Annotated in this window: 17 protein-coding genes; 8 read left to right on the forward strand and 9 right to left on the reverse strand. The window is 66.7% G+C overall.

What is annotated here, in order from left to right:
* Window positions 1–254: 254 nt before the first annotated feature.
* From BM349_RS03700 to BM349_RS03725, 6 genes are read left to right on the forward strand one after another with little or no spacing between them, the layout of a single operon-like run.
* A complete protein-coding gene (locus BM349_RS03700; RefSeq protein ID WP_091703016.1) occupies window positions 255–1,637 on the forward strand; it encodes an ABC transporter substrate-binding protein in 1,383 nt (460 codons plus the stop codon).
* 51 nt (window positions 1,638–1,688) lie between these two features.
* Window positions 1,689–2,711, forward strand: a complete 1,023-nt coding sequence (locus tag BM349_RS03705) for a carbohydrate ABC transporter permease (protein WP_175525179.1) — start codon at window positions 1,689–1,691, stop codon at window positions 2,709–2,711.
* Entirely contained in the window at window positions 2,708–3,643 is a 936-nt protein-coding gene (locus BM349_RS03710; RefSeq protein WP_091703019.1) for a carbohydrate ABC transporter permease, read from the forward strand. Before BM349_RS03705 ends, BM349_RS03710 begins: the two co-directional genes overlap by 4 nt.
* Window positions 3,644–3,645: 2 nt before the next feature.
* The gene (locus BM349_RS03715) at window positions 3,646–4,827 is read left to right on the forward strand and encodes an ROK family transcriptional regulator (protein ID WP_175525180.1); all 1,182 of its coding nucleotides are present in this window, start codon (window positions 3,646–3,648) and stop codon (window positions 4,825–4,827) included.
* Entirely contained in the window at window positions 4,827–6,212 is a 1,386-nt protein-coding gene (locus BM349_RS03720; protein WP_091703028.1) for an ADP-ribosylglycohydrolase family protein, read from the forward strand. The genes BM349_RS03715 and BM349_RS03720 overlap by 1 nt, the downstream gene beginning before the upstream one ends.
* Window positions 6,175–7,389 carry a hypothetical protein gene (locus BM349_RS03725; protein ID WP_091703031.1) on the forward strand — a complete coding sequence of 405 codons (1,215 nt, stop codon included), beginning with the start codon at window positions 6,175–6,177 and terminating at the stop codon, window positions 7,387–7,389. The genes BM349_RS03720 and BM349_RS03725 overlap by 38 nt, the downstream gene beginning before the upstream one ends.
* On the opposite strand, the gene BM349_RS03730 is transcribed toward BM349_RS03725, so the two are convergent.
* The 8 genes from BM349_RS03730 to BM349_RS03765 form a co-directional block, all read right to left on the reverse strand.
* Window positions 7,390–8,184, reverse strand: a complete 795-nt coding sequence (locus BM349_RS03730) for an alpha/beta fold hydrolase (RefSeq protein WP_175525181.1) — start codon at window positions 8,182–8,184, stop codon at window positions 7,390–7,392.
* Between the two features lie 76 nt (window positions 8,185–8,260).
* Window positions 8,261–9,430, reverse strand: a complete 1,170-nt coding sequence (locus BM349_RS03735; protein ID WP_091703038.1) for an FAD-dependent monooxygenase — start codon at window positions 9,428–9,430, stop codon at window positions 8,261–8,263.
* 156 nt (window positions 9,431–9,586) lie between these two features.
* Entirely contained in the window at window positions 9,587–10,834 is a 1,248-nt protein-coding gene (locus BM349_RS03740; protein WP_217645651.1) for a glycoside hydrolase family 32 protein, read from the reverse strand.
* Window positions 10,835–10,910: 76 nt separating this feature from the next.
* Complete coding sequence (locus BM349_RS03745; protein WP_091703046.1) at window positions 10,911–11,942, reverse strand: LacI family DNA-binding transcriptional regulator; 1,032 nt, start codon at window positions 11,940–11,942, stop codon at window positions 10,911–10,913.
* Window positions 11,939–12,850 (reverse strand): carbohydrate ABC transporter permease, encoded by a 912-nt coding sequence (locus tag BM349_RS03750; RefSeq protein WP_254773712.1) that lies wholly within the window; start codon window positions 12,848–12,850, stop codon window positions 11,939–11,941. Before BM349_RS03750 ends, BM349_RS03745 begins: the two co-directional genes overlap by 4 nt.
* Complete coding sequence (locus tag BM349_RS03755; RefSeq protein ID WP_091704893.1) at window positions 12,847–13,728, reverse strand: carbohydrate ABC transporter permease; 882 nt, start codon at window positions 13,726–13,728, stop codon at window positions 12,847–12,849. Before BM349_RS03755 ends, BM349_RS03750 begins: the two co-directional genes overlap by 4 nt.
* Window positions 13,729–13,798: 70 nt before the next feature.
* Window positions 13,799–15,076 (reverse strand): ABC transporter substrate-binding protein, encoded by a 1,278-nt coding sequence (locus tag BM349_RS03760; RefSeq protein WP_254773757.1) that lies wholly within the window; start codon window positions 15,074–15,076, stop codon window positions 13,799–13,801.
* A 99-nt stretch (window positions 15,077–15,175) separates the two neighbouring features.
* A complete protein-coding gene (locus BM349_RS03765; protein ID WP_091704896.1) occupies window positions 15,176–16,648 on the reverse strand; it encodes a glycoside hydrolase family protein in 1,473 nt (490 codons plus the stop codon).
* 173 nt (window positions 16,649–16,821) lie between these two features.
* On the opposite strand from BM349_RS03765, the gene BM349_RS03770 reads away from it, so the two are divergent.
* Window positions 16,822–17,169, forward strand: a complete 348-nt coding sequence (locus BM349_RS03770; protein WP_139230874.1) for a hypothetical protein — start codon at window positions 16,822–16,824, stop codon at window positions 17,167–17,169.
* 42 nt (window positions 17,170–17,211) lie between these two features.
* Here the strand turns inward: BM349_RS03770 and BM349_RS03775 are convergent, their stop codons facing one another.
* Window positions 17,212–17,676, reverse strand: coding sequence for a GNAT family N-acetyltransferase (locus BM349_RS03775; protein WP_091703061.1), 465 nt, complete (start codon window positions 17,674–17,676; stop codon window positions 17,212–17,214).
* A gap of 309 nt (window positions 17,677–17,985) precedes the next feature.
* Here BM349_RS03775 and BM349_RS03780 point away from each other — a divergent pair, with 309 nt between their 5' ends.
* Complete coding sequence (locus BM349_RS03780) at window positions 17,986–18,330, forward strand: hypothetical protein (RefSeq protein ID WP_091703065.1); 345 nt, start codon at window positions 17,986–17,988, stop codon at window positions 18,328–18,330.
* The last annotated feature ends 13 nt before the right edge of the window (window positions 18,331–18,343 follow it).

The following is an 18,343-nucleotide window of genomic DNA, read 5'->3' on the forward strand; positions in this document are numbered from 1 at the left end:
TTTCTCATCGTGTCGACGGCAACCATATGCCTACAGTGACGCGATAGACAAGTGTTCTTCCAGAAATCAGACATAAATAGATCGCTGAATCAAAGGTCAAATCTGTGGATTATTGGAGTTAGGTCTTGTGGCGATACATAAATCAGTGCTTCAATGTCGCAAGCGCTCCAGGTCGTGGATCCGAGTCGATGATGACCAGGCAGTGCTCCGCCCGCAGCGGCGGAACCTCGATCCCGCTACCGAAAAGAGAGACCATGCGCAAAGTCCGCGCAGGCGTCGTAGTCGCCTTCACTGCCACCGCCCTGATCCTGTCCGGCTGTTCCGCCGGCGGCGGGGAGACCGACGAGAAGATCCTGATCTGGACCGTCGAAGACACCGCGGAGCGCGTCGAGGCGCAGCAGGCGATCCTCGATGCATACTCGGAAGAAAGCGGCGCCGAGATCGAGCTGGTCGCGATCGCCGAGGATCAGCTGGCCACCGTGCTCGCCTCGGCGGCGGCATCCGACCAGCTGCCCGATGCGATCGGTGCCGTCTCGCTGAATGCCCTGAATCAGCTCGACACCGACGGTGTCGTCGACTCCGAGGCCGCTCAGGCCATCGTGGACTCCCTGGGCGCCGACACCTTCTCACCGCGCGCCCTCGAGCTGACCCAGAACGCGGACGGCGCCCAGATCGGCGTGCCGAGCGACGGATGGGCGCAGCTGCTCTTCTACCGGACGGATCTGTTCGACGCGGCGGGCCTCGATACTCCGACCACGTACGACACGATCGCCGAGGCTGCGACCACGCTGCAGTCCCCCGAGGTCGCCGGCATCGTCGCGGCGACGGCGCCGGCCGACTCGTTCACGTCGCAGACGTTCGAGCATTTCGCGCTGGCGAACGACTGCCAGCTGGTGGACGACTCGGGTGAGGTCACGCTCGACAGCCCGGAATGCGTCGAGGCCATCGACTTCTACACGAACCTGATCAAGGACGGCTCCGTCGCCGGAAACCAGGATGCCGACACCACGCGAGCGACGTACTTCAGCGGCGGTGCGGCGATGATCGTCTGGTCGTCCTTCCTGCTCGATGAGCTCGCGGGCCTGCGCAACGACGCCCTGCCGACCTGCCCCGAGTGCACGGACCCGGCGTTCCTGGCCGAGAACACCGGCATCGTCAGCGCCATCGAAGGACCCGACGGCAGCGAGCCTGCCTCGTTCGGTGAGATCGTCTCGTGGTCGGTGATGACGGGAGCCTCCGAAGGCACCCAGGACCTCATCGAGTACATGATGGACGGCGGCTACTCGGACTGGCTCGCGATCGCCCCCGAGGGCAAGATCCCCACCCGCCTCGGCACCGCCGATGAGCCGGCGACGTTCACCGACGCGTGGAAGGGCCTGGAGGTCGGCGTCGACACGAAGGCGCTGCTGTCCGACATCTACGGCGAGGAGGTGCTGGCGGGTCTCGTCGAGGCGCCGAACTCGTTCAACCGCTGGGGCCTCCCGCAGGGTCAGGGAGCGCTCGCCGGTGCAGTCGGCGGACAGTTCGTGCTCCCCGGGGTGCTGTCGGAGACCATCAACTCGGGCCTGAGCGCCGAGGACGGCGCGAAGCAGGCCGCCGAGCAGGCCAACGCCATCAAGGGAGACCTGGGCCTCTAGCCGAGGAGTGTGGTGCCTGGGCTCGCGCCCGGGCACCACACACGGGAGCACATGATGACAACGGACACGAACCTCCAGCCCGCCGCTGCCGGCGCGGCATCGTCCCCTCCGTCGGGGGGAAAGCCGACGCGACCGAAGCGCCGGCTCACCCTGACCCAGCACGACGCGCGCACCGGCCTCCTGCTGATGAGCCCCACGCTCATCATCGTGGTCGCGGTGGTGGTGGTGCCGCTCATCTGGTCGGTGCTGCTGGCCTTCCAGCACGTGAAGCTCATCCAGATCGGCACGGTCAATCCGTTCGGCAACTTCACGCTCGACAACTTCAAGGTCGTGTTCTCCAACGGAGCACTGTGGACGAGCCTCTGGACGACGATCCAGTACACGATCGGATCCGTCGTCCTGGTGATCGTCTTCGGACTCATCGCGGCGATCGTCGTGCGTCGTCCGTTCCGCGGTCGCACGCTCGTCCGGGCCGCGTTCCTCCTGCCCTACGTCGCCCCGGTCGTGGCCGTCACCTTCGTCTGGCGGGTGATGCTGAACCCCGAGTTCGGCATCGTGAACCAGTTCGGCCAGAACGTGCTCGGCTGGGCTGAGCCGATCCCGTTCCTCTCGCAGGCGACCGGGACCTGGGACCTGCTGGGACTCGAGATCCCGGTGCCCACCGCGCTGCTGACCGTGATCGCGTTCGAGGGATGGCGCTACTTCCCGTTCGCCTTCCTCTTCATCATGGCCCGGCTCGAGGCACTCTCGACCGAGCCCGAGGAGGCCGCGCTCGTGGACGGCGCCGGCCCATGGCAGACATTCCGCTACATCATCTGGCCGCAGCTGATTCCGGTGATCGGAGTGCTCGCAGTGCTCCGCACGATATGGACGTTCAACGAATTCGACGACATCTTCCTGCTCACCGGCGGTGCCGCAGGCACGCAGGTGGCGAGCGTCCGGATCTTCGATCTGCTCACGATCCAGCGCAATGTCGGCGCGGCTTCGGCGATGTCGGTCGTGCTCGCGGTGCTGCTCATTCTGATGCTCGCGTTCTATGTCCTGATGATGCGTCGCAGGGGAGAGAAAGTATGACCACCACGGCCTCCATCGTCGCGGCTGAGGAAGCCATCATCCACAGCCCGAAGCGGCGCCGGCGTGCGCCGGGCTCGGGCAGGCAGCGGGCGCTGCTGGGAACGCTGCGATGGGTCACGATCTCGCTCTACCTCATCGCGGTCCTCCTGCCGTTCGCCTACATGGCGATGCTGTCGGTGCGTCCGATCGAGAGCCTGCTGCGCAACCCGGATCAATTCCTGCCGGCGTGGAATGAGCTCACGTTCGACACGTATCGCACGGTGCTCGCTCCGGTCTCCGACGGCGGCCAAGGATTCCTGACCTTCCTCGGCAACAGTGCGATCGTGGCGATCTCGTCAGTCATCCTGGCGCTGCTCATCGCGATCCCGGGCTCCTACGCCATCGCGCGCCTGCCGTTCTTCGGTCGTCGCCAGGTGAGCGCGCTGTTCCTCGCGACCTACCTGTTCCCCGCGATCGTCATCGCCATCCCGCTGTTCGTGATCTTCACGCGCATGGGGCTGCGAGGATCCCTGCTCGGGCTCGTGCTCGTCTACACCGCGCAGACCGTGCCGGTGGCGATCTACATGATGCGCAACTACTTCGAGACCGTGCCCGAATCGATCGAGGAGGCGGGCCTCATGGACGGCCTCTCGCGCATCGGGGTGCTGCGGCGCATCACGATCCGTCTGGCGACGCCGTCGATCATGGCGACCGGGCTGTTCGTGTTCATGATCGCGTGGAACGAGTTCCTGTTCGCGCTGCTCTTCCTGGTCGACCGCCGCCCGCTCTGGACGGTCTCGCTGGGGCTCGCGCAGCTTTCGGGGAGCATCGAGGTGCCGACTACAGTTCTGATGGCAGGTTCCGTGGTGCTGACACTCCCGATCATCATTCTGTTCTTCCTCACCGAACGGCTGCTCACGGGCGGGCTCACCGCGGGCGCGGAGAAGGGATGACGGTGACGGCTCTCACAGGCAGCGCGACGGCGGGCGAGATCCTCGAGCTGGTGCGATCCGGACGCGCTCGCACCCGGCGCGAAGTGCAGGAGCTCACCGGCCTGTCGCGGTCGACGCTGTCACTGCGGATGTCGCAGCTGCTGGCCGCCGGGTACCTGCGGGAGTCCGGCCAGGCCGCCGCGACGACGGGTCGGCCGGCACGGATCCTCACGTTCGACGAGGCGCGGCAGATCGTGCTGTCTGTCGACATCGGCGCCACCCACGCAAAGCTCGCGGTGTTGGATGCCGGCAGCACGGTGTTGATGGAGGCTCAGGCCGAGATCGACATCAGCGCACCGCCGGAGCTCACTCTGCGCAGCCTCGCGAGGCGGCTGACCGAGCTGCTCACGCGGTCGGAGCGGACCCTGTCTGCGGTGGCAGGCGTAGGAGTCGGCATCCCGGCCCCCGTGCGGTTCTCGACGCAGCGCCCCAACAATCCGCCGCTCATGCGGGCGTGGCACGACTTCCCGATCGCGGAGACGCTGGAGTCGCTCCTGGGCGTCCCGGTCTTCGTCGACAACGACGCCAACCTGATGGGTCTCGGCGAAGCCAGGGACCGCTACCCTGACTCACCCAGCGTGCTGTTCGTGAAGGTCGGCACCGGAATCGGCGCCGGCGTGATCCTGCACGGTCAGCCCGAGCGGGGGATCGCTGGCGGCGCCGGCGACATCGGCCACATCCGCATCGTCGACGGCGCGGCTGCACACCTCTGCACCTGCGGCGCGGTGGGCTGCCTCGCCACGGAGGCGAGCGGCGGGGCGATCGTCCGGATGCTGCGCGAGGAGGGGCGCGATGTGCGCTCTGCGGGCGACGTCAATCGCCTCGTCAACGCCGGCGACCCGCGCGCCATCGAACTCACGCAGCGGGCCGGGCGCCTGCTCGGCGACGTCCTGGCGACATCGGTCGCACTCCTCAACCCGGCCGTGCTCGTCATCGGCGGAGTGATGGCCGATCCCGGCACCGTCCTCGTCGACAGCGTGCGGGATCGTGTCTATGAGCGCACCGTGCCGATGTCGACCAGGGAGCTGTTCATCACCGCGAGCTCGCTCGGCGCCGACGCCGCCATCCAGGGCGCCAGGCACATGGTCATCGATCAGACCTTCTCGGCAGCTGCCGTGGACAGCCGGCTGCAGTTGGCCAGCTGATGCTCCACGATCCCCTTCTCCCATCTCAACTGGCCGCCTACGAGCTCTTGCAGCGCGATGAGTCCGGCTTCGATGTCGCTCGATTCGTCGACGGCGCCATCCGGCCGGATGAGTACGACCCGCCCGAGCCGGAGCTCCTGCTCGCGCAGCTCGAATCCACCGCCAGGAGACCGGGCTGGCCATACATCGAGCCCGAGTCCCTCGACGACATCCTCCCGGCCTCGCCCTCTGAGCCGATTCCGCCGCTCCCCGCGTACGACCGCTATCTCGGCGCCTGGCTCGGCCGGATCGCCGGGTGCAATCTCGGCAAGCCCATCGAGGAGGGCCGGATCTGGACGAGCGCGCGCATCCGCGAGTACCTCGAACGCGCCGCGAGCTACCCGCTGCGCGACTACATCCCGGTCCTCGATCCGATGCCCGAAGGCTTCGAGCTTCGAGACAACTGGCCCGAGACGACCCGCGGGAATGTGGACGGGTCAGCACGCGATGACGACATCGACTACCCGATCCTCGGACTGCTTCTGCTGGAGCAGCGCGGAGCGGAGTTGACGACAGCCGACGTCGCGGAAGGATGGTTGGCCTACCTTCCATACGCCCGGGTCTACACCGCCGAGCGCGCCACCTACGTGAATCTCCTTCACGGCATCCCCGCGGATGCTGCGGGCGAGCACCGCAACCCCTGGCGCGAGTGGGTCGGCGCCCTCATCCGAGGTGACGTATTCGGCTGGACCCACCCTGGGCGTCCGATCGCGGCTGCGCGCCTGGCGTACCGCGATGCACGGCTCTCGCATCGGGCGAACGGCGTCTACGGAGAGATGTGGAGCGCCGCCCTCACGGCATCCGCCCTCGTCGAGCGGAACGTGGAGCCGGTGCTCGAACGTTCGATGGCCGTCGTGCCCGCCGGCTCCCGGCTCGCCGAGGCAATCGACCTCGTGCGCGGGCTGCACCGGTCCGGTGCGACCTGGGACGACGCGCTGGATGAGATCAAGACGCAGTACGGCCACTATGAGTGGGTGCACACGATCGGCAACGCCGCACTGATCACGGCGGGGCTGCTCTGGTCGGAGGGTGACTTCGCGACCGGAGTCGGCAACACCGTCCAGGGAGGATGGGACACCGACTCGAACGGTGCCACGGTCGGATCGGTGCTCGGCGCGCTGCTCGGCGCCGACGCGCTGCCGGCGCAGTTCGTCCAGCCGCTCGACGACCGCACACGATCGGCGGTGTTCGGCTTCGACCACTCGCGCATCAGCGCCCTCGCCGAACGCACCCGATCCCTTGCCGCACGCTTCGCCGGCGACGCCGGCGACGACGACGCGCACGCTCGAGCGCCGCTAGCATCGCGACATGAACCGTCTTGGCCCGGAGAGCGCGTGGGATCCTGACGTCGAGCGCTGGACGACGAGGCGGGGCCTGTGGCGTGCGACCGCGATCTTCTTCCGCGCTGTGCTCCTCGCGTGCGTTATCGCGGCCCTTGCCACACTCGTCCTCGGCTACGGCGATGAACGGATGGCGGAGTTCGCGCAGTTCGCGCCGGTGCTTCTCTCTGCGATCGGGGCGCCGTTCGCGTTGAGCGCCGACCCGGTGCTGCCGGCGCTGATCGCCGTGCTCATCACCCTCGTGGTCGGCCAGGGCGCCGCGACCGAGTCGCGCTTCCTGCTCTGGGCAGCCGGTGCCAGCGCGACCCTCGGCGTTGCGTGGGCGCTGCTGGCATCACTCACGCTCTTCGACGAGGCAGCTCGTCTGCTGCCTGAAGTGCTCGCGATGGTGGCGGCCTGTGCCGCGATGGCGTTCGTCGTCTTGATTCTCGGGGCGGTGATCACGGGCTTTTCGCCATTTGTCATTGACAAGCGCGAGCAGCAATTGACCGTTTCCGCTCGGACACTCAAGGAGGAGCTGAGCTCGCTCCAGGACCGAGTCGGTGTCCTGGCGCACGACGAGAAAGCAGCGGATCCGTCCTCGCCTCCGGCATCGATCAATATCGCCCGGTCGTTCGGGTCCGTCGGGCTCTGGTATCTCGCGTCGCCCCTGATCGCCTTCGCCCTGTCCATGGTCGTCCTTCAGCCCGTGACACCACAGCAGACGACCGCGAACCTCTACTTCGCGCTGCTGATCGCGTTCTTCTCCGTCGCCGTGCTCGCGTGCCTGCACGCAACAGTCCACCTGGCTTCGATCGCCACACGCAATGGCGGCGTGGTCCTCGCGATCGGGCTCTTCATTTCGGCATGCGTCACAGTCCTGTATGCCAGCGCGCTGGGTTCGCTGGCCGGTGCCGAGCGCGGCGGTACGGTCATCGCGCTCGCGCTGTCGGCGATCGTCGTCGTCGCCTGGATCACAACGGTGCTCTTCCTCTGCATCGGAACAACCCGGCTGATCCCAGGGTTCGGTCGCTCGGTCGCGCGCGTCACGTTCGCGACGCACGCACTCCGGCTCGCGTGGATCCACCGGGAAGCCACGCGAATCGCCGCGCTCAATCGCCAGCCGGCCGCGGGCCTTGGCCTGGTCACCAGATCCCGGACGCCGCGAACGAGACTGCGCCGGAGTCGGGGACTCGGCCGCTGATCAGCGGGCGGCTGACTCCACTGCTGCGCGCGCCGCGCCGACCAGTACGGCGTCGAGCTCCGGCCCGGTGCAGTCGTGCCCGGCCCCGGCGATCTCCACTAGGCGTGCCCGGGGAAGGAGTCGGCACAGCTCCAGAGAGGCGCTTCGCGGACTGCGGGCGTCCTCCGTGCCACGAACGATGAGAGTCTCCGTCCGGATCGTCGGCAAAGCCGGGCGGAGGTCTTGCGCCATCACAGGCAGCAGCGCCGTCGTGGTGGTGGGTCGCCAGTCGTCAAGGAGGCTTCGGGCGTGCGCGCGACGCTCCGCGTCGGCATCCGCCGCGAAGACGGAATCGAGGAACGCGTCTGCCCACTCGTCCGCAGGGTGCTCGATCGTGTACCGTACCGCCGCGATGCGCTCTGCAAGCGCGTCGGCCGAGAGCGACCCGCCCCAGCCGGCGTATGCGCCGACGAGGACCAGCCGGCCCACAGACGTGGGATGGTCGCGTGCGAGGAGCAGGGCGATCGTCGACCCGAGCGAGAAGCCTGCGACTGCGGGCTTTCGCAGTCCGAGGGCCGTGATGAACCCGGATGCTGCGCCTGCCCAGTCTGCGTCGACCCATCCGCTGGGAACATCTGCGGATTCACCGCACCCGGGGGCATCCCACGCGATCACATCGACGTGCGGGCTGAGCCGCTCGAGTTCTTCGGTCCAGACCCGGGAGTCTTCGAACGCTCCGTGAAAGAGGACGAGTGGCGCGCCCGTCCCGCGCCGCCGGTAGGCGATGCGCACTCCGTCGACCATGACTTCGGGCATCTTGCGACCGTACGCCTCCATCCCAGTCCGGGGCGGCTCGCGCGTCCACCCCGCACTTCGGCGCGGGCTGAGTCCTTCAGCGGCGCACGTAGTCGTCGAGTTCGATTGCGTTCGATGCCGCGGTGATGCGCTTGGTCGCGCGGGCGATCGTCGCTTCGACATCACTGCCGGATAACTCCACGGTGCCCTTGCCGAGGTTCTCAGTCATGAGTCTCGCCGACTCGACGGCGAGCGCCTGGTTGGTGCGGATGAACGCGCGCATCGAGCTGTCGTACCGGTCGAACGCCTCGGCGGAGGTCGCGGCCGTCCCCAGTTCGCCGCCGAGCACGTATGCGCCGATCAACGCGAGACTCGACCCCTGCCCCGACATCGGCGAGGCGCAGTACGCGGCATCCCCGACCAGGGCCACCCGCCCAGCGGACCACCCATCCATCTCGATCTGCGCCGCGACGTCGAAATACCAGTCGTCCGCCTGCGACATCATCTCGAGCAGCTTCGGCACCTCCCAGCCGAGGTCCGCATACACCCGACGCACTGCGCTTTCCTGCTCGGCGCGATCGCGCAGCGAGACGCTGCCCGGTGGGGCCGCGAAACCGAAGCAGGCCTTGGCGCTGTCCTCGTCGTGGGTCGCCCAGAGGGCCGCGATGCGGCCGATCTCGGCGTACTGCATCTCCATGCGATCGAGGCCGAGATAGTTCGGTACCGAGAAGACGCAGAGATACATGCCGAGATCGCGGCGGAAGCCGTCTTCCTCGCCGAAGATGAGTCTCCGGGTCCTGGAGTGCAGCCCGTCGGCGCCGATGACGACGTCGAAGTCCCGTTCCGCGCCGGACGCGAAGGTGACGTGCGCCGTGTCCGGCCGGTTGTCGATGGATTGCACGGTGTCGTCGAAGAGGATCTCGACGTCCGGCACCTGGTCGCGGAGGATCTGGCACAGGGTTCCGCGGACGATCTCGAGGTCGTCCCCGACGCGATGTCCGAACTCGTCGCCGGTCATCGTGCTGATCACCGCGCCGGTCTTGTCGACGAGCTCGGCTCCCCTCATGTTCGTCGCGGCCGCCGCAATCGTCTCGCCGATTCCCATCCTGTCGAGCACGCCGAGCGCCGCTGCGCGCACGTCGATCTTGTACCCGCCGGTGACAAGGTTCTTCGCCCGTTCCACGATCGTCGTGTCGATGCCGAACTGCCGCAACCAGTATGCGGCGGTCAGCCCTGCGACTCCCGCCCCGGAGATCAGAACTCGCATGGGTCCTCCGATCCTCGTTTCTGCGGGTCACTGTAGACCCGGAGCGGGGAGGTGCGACACCTCCGAACGGACAGCGACGACGGCCTTCTGGCCGCGAGGGTCGCTGAGGAGGACTGCACATCCTCGTCGAGGACAGCGTGATGACGTCGCATCCGGCTAAGGAGCGAGCGCGTGTGCGATCATCGCCGGGTTGCCACCGACCTTCACCACGAGGTCGTCGCCGCTCGGTGCGACAGCCGCGCCGATCAGACCCGCGGCGCTCGAGATCTCCACAACCGGCCCGTCAACGATCAGCCGGACATCCCCGGACACGGGAACGACTGTGTCGGCGTCCGCCGTCGTGACCCGCAGGTCACCGTCCTCGGTCGCCGTGAGCACCACGACGGGGCGCCCGCCGGAGGTGACGGTCAGCTCACCCGAATCGGGGACCCAGGCGATGTCCGCCGCGAGTCCATTGATCTGGCCGACCCCATCGGCCGAGCGGTACCGCTCCAGATCCGAGTGGGGCGTAGCGACGAGTGCGCTGTTCACGACGGAAAGGACATACGGGATGCTGTGCGCACCAGCCCAGCCCGCCTCGAAGTCCGCGACCCCGCGCATCCACATGGTGATGCAGGGGTGGCCGCGATCGTCGCGGAAGAAGGAGGGCGCGTAATAGCTGTCGCCGTACGTCAGCCGGCCCCAATGCTGCGCCGTGAAGACGCCAGCCTCGTATTCGCCGATCGCGTAGCCCGCGTAGTAGAGCACATCCCCTTCCCAGACGGATGAGAGCATCACGGCATGACCGTCGACATCGATGATCTGGGGGCACTCCCAGAGCGCCCCCATCCAGACATCCGCCGTCTCATGCCTGGAGCGCTCGAGCGCAACGCCCTCGTACTGCCACGCCTCGAGGTCGTCGGAATGGTAGCTGAGAGCCATGGCCGTACCCCGCGAGTCGCCGGCACCCACGAACATGCGCCAGCCGTCAGGATCGTGTCGCAGGAACGGGTCGCGGTACGCGACGAGTTCGAGTCCGGCGGGCGCCTCCGCGACGAACGGGCCCTTCTTCCAGGTGATCCAGTCTTCGTCGGCGGGCGCCGCGAGCCTGATGCGCCCGATCCCGATGTCGGGCTGCGAGGTCGATGTGTAGAAGACGCGGGTCTTGCCGTCATCGTCCCTCACCAGCGCCCCCGTCCAGATGCCGCCATCGCCGCCGCCGGGCGCGAGCGCCACTGGCAGTTCGGTCAGAGAGAACAGGTCCTCGCCGCTGGCGTGGCCCCAGCGGCAGTCTGGTGCCCAGTCCGTCCGCCCGGGAAGGTACTGGAAGAACGTGTGATACCGACCGTCCCGGAACGTGATCCCATGCGGGTCGTTGATCCATCCAGACGCCGCCGTGAAATGAAACCTGGGACGCGTGATCAACATGGTTCCTCGGCGACGGATGATGGCTGCGGGTGAATCGGTCGGTCCACCGGAGCGGACCGATCGTCAGACTTCGTCACAGCACCTCATGAATCGACGCGCGCATCACCGGCGGGCAGGCGATCAGGAGCGGACCGTCGTGCGGCGCGGGCTCGAGTCCGAGTAGCACCCGAACGCCCGCCGCCCCGAGCTCGTAATGCGGCAGCGCTACCGTCGTCAGCGGCGGGCGGAGGTGGGCGGCGATGACCTCCTGGTTGTCGAAGCCGATCACGGCGATGTCGGCGGGAATGCGCAGCCCGCGCTCGCGCAGCCCGTCGTACAGTCCCATGGCGACGCGGTCATTGTGGCAGAAGACCCCTGACGCGCCGGACGCCACGACGTACTCGGCGCTTGCGTAGCCACCTTCCTGCTGCGGCTCGGCTGAAATCACGAGCGACTCGTCGAAGTCGATACCTGCGGACTCCAGGGCGTCGCGGTAGCCCGCCAGACGACCGGTGCGCGCCGGCGAAGGTGACGTGGTGTTGATGAACGCAATGCGGCGGTGGCCGGTGGCGAGGAGCTGCTCGGTCGCCGTGCGTCCTCCCTGGCGCTCGTCGGGTACGACTGCAGCAAAGGTCGTGTCGGTGGAGTAGCAGTCGACGAGGACGGTCTCCGTCTGCTGAAGTATCTCGGGCACGACGATCTCTCGGTGGTACCACGTCGAGTAGAGGATGCCGTGCACCTGGTGCTCGAGCATCATCGCGATGGCATCATTCTCGGCTTCCGTGTTCCCGTCGGTGTTGGCGACGAGGAGCACATAGCCGTGCTTCCACGCCTCGTCCTGGGCTCCGTGGATGATCTGCCCTGCGAAGGGCGTCGTCGCGATGGCATCCGCGACGAGCCCGATGAACCGCGACCCGCCCTGCGAGAGCGTCTTCGCGAGCGCGTTCGGTCGGTACCCGAGCTGAGCAACGGCCTCCTGGACGCGGCGGCGGGCGTCCTCTCCGATCCGGGCGCCGGGCTTGTCGTTCACGACGTGCGACACGGTCGCGACCGAGACTCCGGCCGCCTTCGCGACGTCGCGCATCGTGACGGCAGGTCCGTTCCTGCCGTGCCCGGTGGCGCTCATCCCTTGGTCGCCCCACTCTCGAGTCCGTTGATCATTGCCTTGTTCAGCACGAGGAAGACCAGCAGCAACGGGGTCACCGTCACACACACTGCCGCGAATGTCGCTGTCCAGTCGGTGTTGCCCATCGCTCCGATGTAGTTTTGCAGGCCCAGCGGGATCGTCTTCAATCCATCCGAGAGAACGAAGGTATTGGCGAAGATGAAATCGTTCCAGATGAAGATGCTGTTGACGAGCACGACCGTGATGATCGTGTTGGTCGAAAGCGGGAAAGTTATCTGCGCGAAGATGCGGTAAGGCCCGGCACCGTCCAGCGAGGCCGCCTCGTACATCTCACGCGGGATGTACTCGTAGAACGACGAGAACAGGTAGATCGCCATCGGCAGCGAGAATGCCGCCAGCGGCACGATCATCGAGAGGTGGGTGTCGAGCAGTCCCACTTGCGCGTAGTCGATGAACAGCGGCACGAGGGCGATCTGCACGGGGACGATGATGCCGAGCAGGAACAGAGCGCGCACGAGATTGCTGAAGCGGAATCCGAGCACCTGCAGCGCGTACGCGGCCATCATGCCCGCGATCACGATCAGGGCGCTCGCTCCGAGCGTGACGATCAGGCTGTTGAGGATGTTCAGCCAGAGATTGCCCGTCGAGAACGCGCGGATGTAGTTGTCCAGCGTGAACTCCGCGGGGAGGGCGAAGGGATTGCCGCCGGCGAAGTCCGCTGCCGTCCGGAAGCTGGTGATGAACAGCCACGCCAGGGGATACACCTGGACGATGACGATCAGGACGATGGTGATCGTCAGCAGCGTTCGCTGAAGACGCAGCCGGTACGACCGCGGTGCGCGCCTCGTGGCCTCCGGCGCGGGTTCTGGCGCGGATTGCACAGGTCTGGTCAGGACGGATGCGGTCACGATTCGTCCTTTCGACGAAGCAGGAGGACGATGAGGCCGACCGCGACGAGGCACTCGACGACGATGAAGACGGAGATGGCGCTCGCATAGCCATAGTCGGTATGGACGAAGGCGGTCTTGTACATGTAGGTCGTCAACAGTTCGGACGATTGCCCAGGGCCTCCGTTGGTCAGAAGGTAGGGGATGTCGAAGCCCCGCAGTGCGAACGTGGTGGCCATGATCGTGGTCGTGATCCACACCGGGCGGATGTAGGGAAAGCGGATGCGCCAGAAGATCTGCCACCATGAAGCGCCGTCCAGGCGCGCGGCCTCCTCCAGTTCGCGCGGTACCGCAATCAGCGCCGCGTAGATGATGAGCATGTATAGCCCCGTGAAACGCCAGCCCTCAGGAATGGATACGGCCGCCAGCACGGTCTGCACGTCCGACAGCCACGCGGTCTGGAGCCCCTCCAGGCCCACCCATGCCAGCAGTTGATTGAGCAGGCCGACAGGTTCGAGCGAGTAGATCCGGACGAACAGGAACGCGATCGCGACCGTCGAGATCACCGCGGGCAACAGGTAGAGGGTCTTGACCAGTTCACGCGCCCGCGGGAGCGCTGTCAGCAGACCCGCGACGGCGAGTGCTCCGCCCAGTTGCAGGACCAGACAGATCGCCAGGTAGCCGAGTGCGTTGCGGAAGGCGGTCCAGAAGACGTCGTCCCGCGTGAACATCTTGATGTAGTTGTCCAGGCCGACGAAAACCTGGTCGGTGATGCCGTCCCACGAGAAGAGGCTGAGGACCAACGACTGCAGGATGGGGAGCAGGACGGCGATGCCGTAAAGGACGAGCGGGGGGACGAGGAACACGATGACCGAAAGCGCCGAACGGCGCGGCAGCATCGATGTCCTCATCGGGGGTCGGCGCCGGGGTTCGCGCGGGCTGACCGCGCGCACCCCGGCCTCGGCGATGTCAGTCACCGACGTTCTCCGCGAGTGCCGCATCCATCGTGCTGATGAACTCGTCGGGCGTGATGTCGCCCTGTACGAGGAGGGTCAGCTCCTGCTGCAGGCGCGTGTTCGTCGCGGGGTCGAGCTGCGTGTCCCAGGGCATGGCGATCGCCGGCCCGACCTCACCTGACTGCTCTACGGCCTGCGAATACAGGGGAGTCGCGTTCTCCGGGATCACCGGCTCGACGCCGTTGGTCGGCGAGAGCGCACCCGACGCCGAGTACACCTCGGGGTAGCGCTCGAGTGCGAACGCGAGGAAGTCGCGCACGAGCGGGTCGTACGTCTTCGCGTTGACTGCCATGCCGATTCCGGACGGGGTCACGTATTCGTTGTCGGCTGTGACAGCTCCTTCGATCGTCGGCAGCGTGAAGTAGTCGACCGAGTCACGCACGCTTGCGTCGAGCGCGTCAGTGGCGAGGTTGCCCAATTCCCAGGTGCCGATGTTGTACATCGCGGCTTTGCCCGACGTGAACAGGGCCTGCGCGTCCGCATACCCGGTCGAGGAGAACCCCTCCTGGAAGCAGCCTGCCTGACCGAGCCCGTACAGCCATTCGGCGGCAGCGCGGCCGGGCTCATCGCCGAACGACGCGTCGCCGGCCTTGAGCTGCTGGACGTATTCGGGGCCGGCGAGACGGAAGGGGTAGTAGGCCATGTAGCGCTCGAGCGGCCATTGATCCTGTCCGTCCAACGCGATCGGCGTGACACCCTCGGCGCGGAGCGCTTCACATGTCGCAGCGAAGTCATCGAGTGTCGCGGGAATGGGCACGCCGGCCTGCTCGAAGAGCGACGTGTTGTACCAGAAGAACTCCAGTTGGAATTCGAACGGCACCATGTAGAGCGAGCCGTCGTCGAAGCGCTGGTAGTTCAGGGCTGCTTCACGGTATTCGTCCGCAAGACCGAGGTCCTCGAGCAGCAGGTCGACGTCGACCATCTTCCCCTGGCTCGCAAGCTTCTGCGCGAAAGGTGTGGCATCCGTGTCGAAGAGCTCGGGGAGCTTGTTCGCCGCGGCGAGAGTCTCGTACTTCTGGATGTACGAGGGGCGGTCCGGGGTGGTGATGAGGTTGAGCGCGAACCCGGGGTGGTCCTCGGCGTACTCGTCGGCGATCTGCTGCATTGCGGTGATCACACCGCCATCAGCGGGTCGTGACAGCAGCCACGAGATCTCGCGAGGCGTCACCTCGCCATCCGGGTCGACATCGGTCGGGTCAGCACCGCTGGACGAACCCGCGCAGCCGGCCATGATGAGGCAGGCGGCGAGGGAGAGGGCTGCGAAGGTCGCGGTGCGCTGTGTGATGTTCATTGCGTTATCTCCATTGATTGTGTCGCGGGTGAATACGGATCATGGGACTGCGGTGACGAGCTCACTCGAGACGGATGCCGCGCCGTCGGTTCGTGATGGTGAGAAGACAGAGAATTCCGTGAGGACGGCAGATCCTTCGCCGACGAATGCGCCGAGCCGGCCCGTCGGACGGTCGTAGAGCCGCGTGCTCAGCACGACCGATTCATCGAGCGTGACCACGCACAGATCACCGTCGACGATGATCTCGATCCGGTGTTCGCCGGGCGCGATGTCAGCCGGGCGCTCGAGTTCGACGGCGAACGGCACGTCTCCGGAGATCTGCCACTGTTCAGACCCCGTGCTTCGGCGAGGCCAGCGGTCGAACACAAGGCGGTCGCGCTGCGGCTCCATGCGCACGAGATAGCCCTCGTCGCCGTCGTCGCTCGCGCGCAACAGGATGCCGCACTCCGAGGTGCCTGGGGCGATGTCGAGCCGGGCAACGAGCCGGAACGCCGATGGAGCCGGCGTGGGCACGATCGCATCGACATAGCCGTCCGGCGCACTGAGGACGGTTCCCGCAGCCAGACCGCCTTCGGCCTGGTCGAAAGCTTCGGCGAACTCCCGAGCCGGATGGAATCGCAATGTGCCGTCCGTTCGCTGCTCCGCTTCGAGCACGGACAGCGTTCCTGCCCACTGCCACGCCCCGTCGTCGGTCCCTCCCTCGCGGGAAGCGATCCACCCGAAGAAGTAGCGGTGCCCGTCCCGCTCCGCAGACTTCGCGGCGTAGAACGCGCGACCGTCGAGGGTGTCGTGCTCTGGAACGAGCCATGGTCCGTGCAGGCTGCGAGAGATCCGGTACCGGGTGGTGAAGGACTCGCTGAACTCCGAGAAGACGAGGTACCACCAGCCGTTCCACTCGAACACCTCGGGGCATTCATGTGCGACGTAACGACGAGGATTCCAGAACGGCTCGGCCGGCGTCCAATTGCGAAGATCCGGTGAAGTGCACTGGGCGATCACCCCGCGGCGGCGGGTCGGACCGTCGATGTGACGGGCGGTGATGAGCATGCGCCAGAGGGCGGCATCGGCATCCCAGAAGACGAACGGATCGCGCCAATCCGCTGTGTCGTACCCCGCCGTTGCACCGAAGGTGTCGTCGGGATGCCGCTGCCACGAGCGCATCCCGTCATGAGATGTGGCGTGCATCACCAGTTGAAGCGGAAGCCGGTCGGCGCCGCGGCGCGCGGGATTCTGCCCTGTGTAGAACACGTGGTGAGTGCTCTCGGCATCCAGCACGATGCTTCCCGTGTAGACATTGAAGTCGTCGGCGGAAGGCCCACCCGAGTCGATCGCCGGACCGGCGTCGTCGAACCGAACGAGGTCGTCCGTGACGACGCGGTGCCAGGGCATGCCTTCCCTCGGCGTCCGACGCGACTCGTGAAGGTAGAACAGGTGGAACCTGCCGTCTTCCTGGTAAGGGATGACGTCGCCCACCCAAGCTCCCTGCGGCCGGAAGAACCCTCGCTGGCTCATGAACACCCCATCGCTCTTCAAACCGGATGGTTAACCGGTTACGCAAGAAGCTATCAGGCGGTGACGAGGATGGTCAAGCGGTTAATCACGACATTTCATCTCAAACCCGCCGTGGTGGTATCGGCGCAGTGCGCCCTTTCGCACGTGGACTGCCGGTCATACACTGACGCGACATGAGGACGGTTCTGGGCAGAGCCGGATGGGTGGTGCTGCTCGTCACCAACACGCTGATGCTGCTCAATCACCTGATCGGGATCGCGTTCGTCGCGGCGTCGACGGATGAGCGGCAGATGTTCGTCGCCTACGCCGCGGTCAACGCCCTTGCAGTGCTGGTGCTCCTGTTCCCCTATCGAGCCCGACTTCGGTGGGCGTGGTGGGCGAGCTGGATCCCGGTGCTCGCCATCGGCGCGGTGTTCTTCATCGGCGGTCTCACCGCCATCGGATGGGCATATGGATTGACAGCGGTGGTGATGACCCTCGCGCAGTTGGCCACTTTGCGCGACTTCTTCCGCGCCACTTGACACCCGTGAGCCGGTCGCGTTTGTGCGTGCGGCTCGGACAGCTCAGGTGGTGAGGGTCTTTCGCATGAACACCTGGTCGGTGCCGTCGCCGTTGTCGATCCGCTCCGACTCCCGATACCCGCAATTCTCGTAGAGCCTGATGTTCGCCTCGCTCAAGCTGCCGGTGAACAGTTCCGCCTCAGGACTGCTCGAGTGCTCCTCCGCGGCCGCGAGCAGCATCGAGCCGACCCCATCGCCCTGAACATCCGGAGCGATCGCGATCCGCCCGATCTGCAGCACACGTCCGTCGTCTCGGGTTCGGATCGCACCGACGATCCGGCCGCCCAGCACCGCGACGAACCCGCCGGCGGTGCGGAGTTCCGCCTCGACCTCTTCCAGCGTCTGGGTCAGCGGCGGCTGGTTCGGGTCCCCGTAGATCTGAGCCTCAGTGACGAAGGCCGCGCGCTGCACAGTCAGCACCTCACCCGCATCCGACGGTCGAATGGGGCGCACCGAGGCCTCAGTCATCGCCACTCCTCTGTCGCATTCATGGGCACGCTATCGACCCGAAGCCTGGTGACGGCCGGGCTTGACAAGTCCGCGCGCCGACAGACCTCACGACGCTGTCAAGCCCCTCGGGCCGGGCGGGGTCGACCTCATCACCAAGCGCGCCACGCTCCGCGCCTGACCGTTTCGGTCATCGCGTCGCGCCGAGCAGCGAGCGGTCACAGACATCGGCCACGGGTCGTGACGGGGGTGTTCCTCGTTCAGCGCGAGGGCTACCATGGACCGGTCACCCGGTCCCCGGTGGCGTCTGAACGCGTACTTGGGGGTGCGATGAAGACGATCATCACCACATCGGGCGATTTCCTCACCGGCACGGAAATCGCCGACGCGGTCACGGCTTACGCGTTGGCGCTCGCTCGGGTGCGTGCCCTCGATGTCGTCGACATCCCCTTCGTGGCCGAGGACGGTTCTTTTCAGCGCGCCCAGTTCCGCATCGGCTGGCACGAACGGACGGCGGTCACCACCGAGGGCCGGACCGTCGAAGAGCTCATGGAGATCGACACGACCCTCGAGTTGCACGCCAAGTCCCGCTCGACCGCCCTCGGCCGCGACGCCGGAGTCCGCGGCCGACCCGCTGACTCCCGCCAGGACACGAACTGGGACGAGATCATCTGACCCCGCTCGCCGG

The organism is Microbacterium sp. cf046, from assembly GCF_900114345.1.
In the GTDB taxonomy this organism is placed as follows: Bacteria; Actinomycetota; Actinomycetes; order Actinomycetales; family Microbacteriaceae; genus Microbacterium.